The organism is Yersinia sp. LJYL362 (assembly GCF_048323875.1).
Window position 1 is genome coordinate 1 of sequence record NZ_JBLWEX010000018.1, and the last position, 8,512, is coordinate 8,512.

The window sequence follows — 8,512 nt, forward strand, 5'->3', positions numbered from 1 at the left end:
ATGCCAACTTCGGCCAGTATTTTTCAGTAGAAAATGTACTGTACCGCGAGAAAACCGAGCACCAGGATTTGGTGATTTTTGAGAACCCTGTGCTGGGTCGGGTAATGGCGTTGGATGGCGTGGTGCAAACCACCGAGCGCGATGAATTTATCTATCACGAAATGATGACGCACGTCCCTTTGTTGGCCCACGGTCAGGCAAAGAAAGTGCTTATCATCGGTGGCGGTGATGGCGCGATGCTACGTGAAGTCAGCCGCCACAAGAATATCGAACAGATTACCATGGTAGAAATTGACGCCGGTGTCGTCGAGTTCTGCCGCCAGTATCTGCCCAATCATAGCGCAGGCGCCTATGATGACCCCCGTTTCAAGCTGGTTATTGATGATGGCGTCAACTTCGTTAATCAAACAACTGAAAAGTTCGATGTCATTATCTCTGACTGTACTGACCCCATTGGGCCAGGGGAAAGCCTGTTCACGTCGGCTTTCTATGAAGGATGTGCCCGTAGCTTGAATGAAGGCGGCATCTTTGTAGCACAAAACGGCGTGTGCTTCCTGCAACAAGATGAAGCGGTTGATAGCCATAAAAAGCTTAGCCACTATTTTAAAGATGTCAGTTTTTATCAGGCTGCTATTCCAACCTATTACGGCGGTATCATGACTTTCGCCTGGGCAACACAAAACCCACAGTTGCGTCAGTTGGATATCACCACGCTACAACAGCGTTTTGTCGAAGCGGATCTGACCTGCCGCTACTATAACCCAGCCATTCATGTCGGCAGCTTTGCCTTGCCGCAGTATCTACTGAATGCCTTAACGGCCAAACGTTGATAATCCGTAAGGAGGTGAACTAAATTGTCCAAGCTTAAACTGCACGGCTTCAACAACCTGACTAAAAGCCTGAGTTTTTGTATTTACGATATTTGTTATGCCGAAACCGCAGACGATCGCGATGGCTATATCGCCTACATTGACGAACAGTATAATGCCAATCGCTTGACCGAGATCTTGACAGAAACCTGCTCGATCATTGGTGCAAATATTTTGAATATCGCGCGTCAGGATTACGACCCTCAGGGTGCCAGTGTCACCATTTTGGTCAGTGAAGAGCCGGTCGATCCACGCGATGTTGATAACTCCGAGCATCCAGGCCCGCTGCCAAGTGCCGTTGTCGCCCATTTGGATAAGAGCCATATCTGCGTCCATACCTATCCGGAAAGTCACCCTGAAGCAGGGTTGTGTACTTTCCGTGCCGATATTGAAGTCTCGACCTGTGGCGTCATTTCACCGCTGAAAGCACTGAATTATCTTATTCACCAGTTGGAATCTGATATTGTCACCATGGATTATCGGGTGCGTGGTTTTACCCGTGATATCAACGGGGTAAAACATTTCATCGATCATAAAATCAACTCAATTCAGAACTTTATGTCTGACAATATGAACTCGCTGTATCACATGATGGATGTGAATGTTTATCAAGAAAATATCTTCCATACCAAAATGATGCTGAAAGATTTTGATTTGAAGCATTATCTGTTCAACGCCAAGCCAGAAGAGCTAAGCGCGGAAGAGAGAGAACGCATTACCCGCCTGCTGTATAAAGAAATGCAGGAAATCTACTATGGCCGCAATGTGCCAGAAGTGTGATGTCGAGTAGAGAATATCAAGCTTAAATCCCGGTTTTTGGCCGGGATTTTTGATTAAGGTAGTTAGGTAAATAAGAGAGAAATATCAGCCTTTACAGCGACTAAGGGCTAATCGCAATGCAGCACCGATTTCAGCAGGTGAGCTATTGACGGACAGAATCACCTTATCATTCCCACCGCGCCCCGTACCTCCCCAAGCCTCCAGTTTCTCATGGCGGGTAGGTAAGATCGTAATAACGCCATTGATGCAATGAATAGAACAGTTTTTCATGCCCTTAAATAATGCCCGTTTGGTTTTATAACCGTATTTCTCCATCAACATCGCTACCCAGGCAGCATATTGCTCTTGGCTTTTTTCAAGATTAAAAAAATCAGAATACTCTTCGAGCGATAATGTCCGGCTGTTTGATAACGCAATAAAAACAGCCTCACCAATACTTTTATCATCGGCATCTGGTGGTAATAGATGGGGGGGGAAGAGTGGATCTATCCTCATCAAACCAAGTCCAGAATCTGTATTAATATTCAAGAAGTTATTGTTGCAAAAGCAACTAGCACAATAATCCTGCCCTTGGTTAAATTTCATCATTTCACCTGTGTTACTGCGACTTTTACGCCGTGATTTTTTCCATACTCGATTGCTCGATTTATTTCTGTCCATTGTGCTTTGGTTGTATTAAAAGGTACGGCTAATTGGACTTCTCTACTAGCAATCAGCGATGGATTCAAATTCATACCAGAAAGAGTATGCGTATCAAACTTCGCGACTGCATCTATATTCCCTTTTAGCGAACTGTAGATTTGCGTTGGATTTGCCACTCTGGCGGCAGTAGTGGTATCCAGGGTTTTTACACTGATGGCAGTTCGACTAATAGGATTATAGTAATCAAATGTTTTAAAATTCTTGGGTAATCGTGTATTTGCCGGAAGCTGTGTTCCCACATAATTTTCCCACGGCATACCTTGCTGACTAATACCTTGGCCCCATTTAATGCCAGTTGCTGACTGGTTTACCGTTGCAATCTTTGGCAGCCTGAACTTCTCAATCTGTTTAATGGCAAGGCGAGTGCTGCCTTTTGCCAAAGCACCTGCACCGGCTGCATAACCGCCATACTCAACCAACAGCTTACCTGCTTCTCTCCCTGAATCAAATGCCCCCTTGGTACCCGCTTGTTGGTAGTGTGCCTCCATTCTGTCAATGCGCGATAGCCAGTCCTGCTTAACACTTCGCGCCACCGTCCCCAGCACATCATCACTGTTAATCAGCTCTTTCAGTGCCATAAAGGTTTGCTTAGGCTCTTTCAGCGCTCCCAGCAACCCTATTGCACTGTCATGCACTCCTTCCGGTACACCCGCAACAATACCTGCTGCAAAAGCACCATCTTGTGTAGCGCTGGTTATTCCCCAATGAATAAAAACACTACCTTTATCTGCCAGCGTTTTGGCAGCAGCCATTTCCGCTTCCATCAGTTTTTGTTGATGGTGACTGAGGTAATTGTAACGAAACGTTGTTTCGGCAGCGCTGGCTCCGCTGTATGCACCTTCCGCTTTACCGGTAAATACCGCACCGGCCACGCCACCGAAGAATCGGGTAATCTGAGCCTGCCGCTCAGCTTCCTCCTGCCATTGCTGTGGCCCGATGAGATTATCCCCCATCACCACACCGGCCAGCTCGGCGGCCAGTGCTCCGGCGGCGGCACCTTTCGCATTACCACCACCGATTTCAGCCGCAACCCCAGCAACCAGCGCATGGCTCAAGGCTTTGCCCGACACACCTAAGACTGCGCCATTATCGCCGATTAAATGAGCGCCCTCAGCATGTAACTGGGAACCCACACTGGTTAGTAATGCCGTGGCCAGATTATCTTTAAAACTGCCGCCATTAATGGCGGTGTTTAGGCTGGAACTGATAATCGACTGACCAGCCACCCGTTGGGCGACCTTGCTCCAGTCGCCATGACTAAGCTGCGGTAATCTGGCACTGGTGGTGCTCGCCGTTTTAGCACCTTTAGCCGCACTATCGCCCCCGATCGCAGCATCGAACCCAGATAAAGCACCCCCGACGGCCATTGAGGTCACCAGCGATTTGACCGACGATTTACTCCCCAACTCTTTGAAGGTTTTGGAGATATCGCCTTTGTTATTCATCAAAGACACTGCGGCCTGCGATGCCAGTGCCGACATTCCAGCGGAAACCGCACCACCTGCCACCCCACCACCAGCCGCCGCTCCGGCAGCGACCACCAGCCCCGAACCCGCCGTAGCTGCTGCTATTGCAATCGCTATTACTACCGCCACTACAGGGTTCAGTTGCTCATTTTTGTGATTCCAACTGTGGTAGGCATCCATAACTTTTTGCCACTGCACATCATCGCGCAGATTCAAATCGTTAAGCCATTCATTACCGGGGGTCTGACTCAATGCAGTAATAGCACTGCGTAATGACTCACCATTTTTCACTTTTACATCAGCACGGATACCCTGCGCGGCATCAACGGTTAATTCACCGCCGGTTTGGATAGTCGGTAACACCCATTTTTCATCCAGATACCCCTTGTCGGTATTTTTGATGTAGAAGCCTTTCGATAGCGTGGTTTTCTGCTGAAAAGTGATGTCTTTGACCGCTTCAAATATCACTTTGCCGTGGGTGCTGGTCAGTTTGGCGTTCTGACCGGCAGCAATTTTGCTGGCCTGATAGGTGCTGTCATCGCGGCTGAGTAAACTGATATCACCCTCAGCGGTAAACTCAGTGACTTTGTTGGTGGCAACATGATGCACATTGTGGTGTGATTTTTTGCGCCCCCACCACTTGCGGGTCTGCCAGTGCTGCTCCGAATGGCTGGTTTCTTCCATTGCTTGCGCGAACAGATAACCGCCTTTGGCGGCGATATCCATCACTTTTTTGGCGGCAAGTTGCGTGGCCTGAAACAACATGCTGCCGTTTGAAATTAACGTTAGCGCACCGCCGCTGTTGAGTTGAGTGGATTGCTGGAGTTTTCTGTAGCTGGAATTATCGCCACCGCCGTAATGGCTCTCATTCAACACCGATTCAAAGCGCATATCGCCGCCCGAGGTTAATGTCATATCGCCAGCGGAGGTTAATTCTGCGCCATAGGCAAGAAGTTGATCACTTGCCACTGCATGCAGCTCTTTCCCCGCCTGCAACTGAGTGACCACATGCTTTTCCTGCCGCTGGCCTTCGCCGGTATAGAGTTGTGCCGCCAGTTGGATATTTCGGCCAGCCAGCAAGGTGATATTATTGTCAGAGGCAATATGACTAGCATGGGCCAAAACATCGCGACCGGCATTGATTAATAAATTGCCTTTGGCGTTTATCTGAGCACTCAGTTCAGGAGTGCGCGAAGCGGGAAAATACGGATTAAACTCCGCTGCCAATTCTCGTTTATTTAGCAGAATGTCGTGAGCCGCATGCAAATTGATATCTTGTTCTGACTCCAGAGTTATTCCTTGCAGAACAAGATTTTTACCTGCGGTAAGGGTAATATTGTCACTGTCTTTCAGATAACTTGTCATCAGGAATGCCCGATTAAATAATTCCTGCTTTTGCAGCGATGTTAGGATGGTGTTTATTCTGTGTTGTTGTAACGGTGTATCAGTATTTGCCAATTCAATATTGTTATTAGCCGTCATGGTTATACTTTTAGCACCGTGCAGTAAGGTATCGAATAGACGAATATTCAGCCCAGCAATAATGGTCAGATCCCCTGTGGCATTTAATTGATTAACAGGGCGCAGGCCATTGGGCAAAAAATAACGAGGACTGACAGGAGAATTGAATTGCACACTACCCTGACGGCTGAGTAAAGTAATGTCCTGCCCTCCAATCCCACTGTAGGATGAATTAATATTATTTAATGCCGTTATAGCAACATTCTTCCCTGTTATAAGAGCATGAGACAAATCAACAGTATTATCGGCAATAACCGTCACATCCCCCTGTGCCTGCACCACAGCATTACTAATAACATTATTAGCATGAAGCACAATATTATTGGCTTGTAACGTCGCTTGATTTTCACTTCCAATGACACTTTCATCGAAAGAGCTACTATAAGCAGGAGTCTGATTTCGTAAGGTTATATTTCCTTTAAAATCAACAACCAAATTACCTTCTGACTTAATTATACCATGATGCTGTATGGTATTCTGCCATTGAGACTGTTCAGGGTACTCTGTAAGACCTGCCGCATAGTATTCACCATCACCCACAATTTCAACCAGTGACTTGTTAAATATATTCTTCGTACCCAGTGTGGTGCTGGTATTGAAGAAATCATCCCCAGTCAGAAAAATATCTTTTTTAGCTTCAATATTACTAAAATGATTATTAAGTAAAGTGGCATTAATATAAACATTACCACCTGAATATAGAGTGGCGGCGGGTGATATTGCCGTTGTTTTATAATGGCTTCGCGCTGAGTTTACTGTAAAAATAAAATCAAGACTTTCTGTATTAAGGCGATCAAAATTCACGGTACCGAACCACTTCTTAGGTATTTCGCCCAAGTTGCTATCTTCTGGCATCTGTTGAATTGTTCGGTGAGAATTGCCCGGTTCAAGAAAACTCATCTCGCGAGAATCCGGTTCAAGCTCCTGCCATCCGGCATTAAATATCTGACGACTATTATCCAGTTTTTCGGTGCGAATAATTAAGTCACCATTTTTTGTTTTAATAGTTCCTGACTTATTTTCAACCAGAGTGTTTTTATTCCCATCAGCATCTTTTTGTATCCACATATTATTATTAGCAATAATCTGTGCTTGGTGACCGCCATTACGCACTTGATCACTAAAGATACGCAGATCGCCCTCTGCTGTTACCTGACCTAAATTATTAAATTCAGTATTTACCAGTGTAATATCACGCCCACTGAGCAATTTGTCGCCCTTGGCAAGGGTGGTCTTCTTGCTGGTAATATTCAGATTATTTTTCGCTGTTATATTGCCTAAATTAAGATCACCGGCGACATCAAACCTAATATCACCTTTATGACTGTCGATATTTTTAGCATTAACCGTGTTCGTTTTTTCCGTTGATATTAAGCGAATACTGTTAGCATACATACCGCCCAACTCTTTAGTATCTAATGCTATTATGGGTTTTAACTCTATTGGTTGCAGTGGCTGAATATCACCGTTTTGATAGCCAACCCGATGGGTACCCAGTATCACATCAAGCTGCTTGGCACGGATTTCACCGTGAAGTTTTAACCCACGACTGATGATTGCCGTATTGTTCTGATTAAGGGCATTAAACCCTCTGGGCCCCACAGCAATAGCTCTGTCTGCGGTAACAGTTAGGCTATCCAGTTCACCCTGAGAATTGAATACCGGCCTGCCGGTGGTTAAAGTGATGCCACTGGCATTGCTAAAATTGCAGCCATTGCAGTACAAACCATTTGGGTTAGCAATAATCACATCTGCTTTCGGGCCGAAAACTTCCAGCGTGCCGGTCAGCTCTGAGTAATCGCGGCCTATCACCTCATTAATGATTAATTTTGCACTATTACCTTCATAAAAATTACGGTTGGCAGCCAATTGCCCCGCCAGCACTGAGTTTCCGGAAGTTGTGGCGTTATTCAGTACCGCTCCCGCAGTGGCTACATTAAAATCGCGATAGCGGTTATGGGAGATCCCTGCTGCATTAGGGGCAACAATATCGACGACTGGAATTTGGCCGCGAGTATGAACTTTAGTTTGGTGGTTATCTGCTTGAATACCGGCAGCAAGAGCCGGATGAAGAGGTTGTACTGCGGTAAGATAAATCAGAAGCCAACTGGCGATTCGCGTCCGTAAATTACTGAATTCTGCCATAACATCACCGTCCTGGTATGTGCACTGAAGCAGTCGCAGAGTGCTATCACTTCTGCCGGGTATCCTTTATTCCGTCAATCAAAGAGACAACTCAGGAATAGCTCGTATTTTAACCGCTTTAGAGGCGGGTTTTTATCGTAGTTTGGCTGAGTTTATTTATTAATTTATTGTTTATTAAACTAAAACTTATTAGTAGATCATCAGAAAGCACTGATCTCGATGAAATAAAACAGTTCAGGATATATGGCGTAATTAAGCAATAATTGATCTCCCACTATTCCCATCGCCCTGACCGGCAATGTATAAGAAGATCCTATTTTCTCAGTCTGATATCGCACAAGGATGATGCCCCTCTCATGAACCGCCTTCCGACCCTGTATGGCATTATTGCAATCCTGCTTTGGAGCATGAGTGTCGCCTTGACGCGTGGGTTATCTGAAACGTTAGGACCATTTGGCGCGGGTGCTGCCATTTACACCGTCAGTGGTATTTTGGTGTGGTTGGTGGCGGGTAAACCGACCGTACGCGGGCAACATCCGGCTTATCTATACGGCTGTGGTTTGCTATTTGTGGTGTATATGGTGGCTTTTGCCTTAGCCATCGGTATGGCGAATGATCGCCAGCAGACACTGGAGATAGGTCTGATCAATTACCTGTGGCCGAGCCTGACGCTGTTATTGGCGGTGCCGTTACTTAAACTCTGTGCACGGTGGTGGCTCTGGCCGGGCGCGGCTCTGGCCTTGTTTGGCGTGATTTGGGTGGTCAGTGGCGGGAATGGGCTGGATATAAAAGTGCTCAGTGCCAATGTTAGCAGTAATCCATTGGCTTACAGTTTGGCGCTGATTGCGGCATTTACCTGGGCCGGTTACTCCAATCTGGTGCGGGTATACAGCCGAGGGCCGGGGGCATTACCACTGTTTTTGCTCGCCTGTGCGCTATGCCTGTGGGTGATGTTCTTTATGCTGACACCCGGTAAGTTGCATTTCACCCAACGCGCCACTTTTGAACTGCTACTGATGGGGGCCAATA

Annotated in this window: 5 protein-coding genes; 3 read left to right on the plus strand and 2 right to left on the minus strand. The window is 46.5% G+C overall.

Translation table 11 applies throughout. The features are described 5' to 3' along the window. Both speE and speD read left to right on the plus strand, forming a co-directional pair. Positions 1-830 (plus strand): polyamine aminopropyltransferase (speE, locus tag ACNSO8_RS00715; protein WP_418393526.1); only part of this gene is annotated, 830 nt, incomplete at its 5' end. A 24-nt stretch (positions 831-854) separates the two neighbouring features. Beyond that, positions 855-1,649, plus strand: coding sequence for an adenosylmethionine decarboxylase (gene speD, locus ACNSO8_RS00720; protein WP_418393527.1), 795 nt, complete (start codon positions 855-857; stop codon positions 1,647-1,649). Positions 1,650-1,733: 84 nt separating this feature from the next. Here the strand turns inward: speD and ACNSO8_RS00725 are convergent, their stop codons facing one another. Together ACNSO8_RS00725 and ACNSO8_RS00730 are read right to left on the minus strand one after the other, a co-directional pair. Then, positions 1,734-2,234, minus strand: a complete 501-nt coding sequence (locus ACNSO8_RS00725) for a contact-dependent growth inhibition system immunity protein (protein ID WP_418393528.1) — start codon at positions 2,232-2,234, stop codon at positions 1,734-1,736. Beyond that, a complete protein-coding gene (locus ACNSO8_RS00730) occupies positions 2,234-7,483 on the minus strand; it encodes a DUF637 domain-containing protein (RefSeq protein WP_418393529.1) in 5,250 nt (1,749 codons plus the stop codon). Before ACNSO8_RS00730 ends, ACNSO8_RS00725 begins: the two co-directional genes overlap by 1 nt. 356 nt (positions 7,484-7,839) lie before the next feature. On the opposite strand from ACNSO8_RS00730, the gene yddG reads away from it, so the two are divergent. Further along, the coding region (gene yddG, locus ACNSO8_RS00735; RefSeq protein WP_418393530.1) for an aromatic amino acid DMT transporter YddG at positions 7,840-8,512 on the plus strand (673 nt) is incomplete at its 3' end.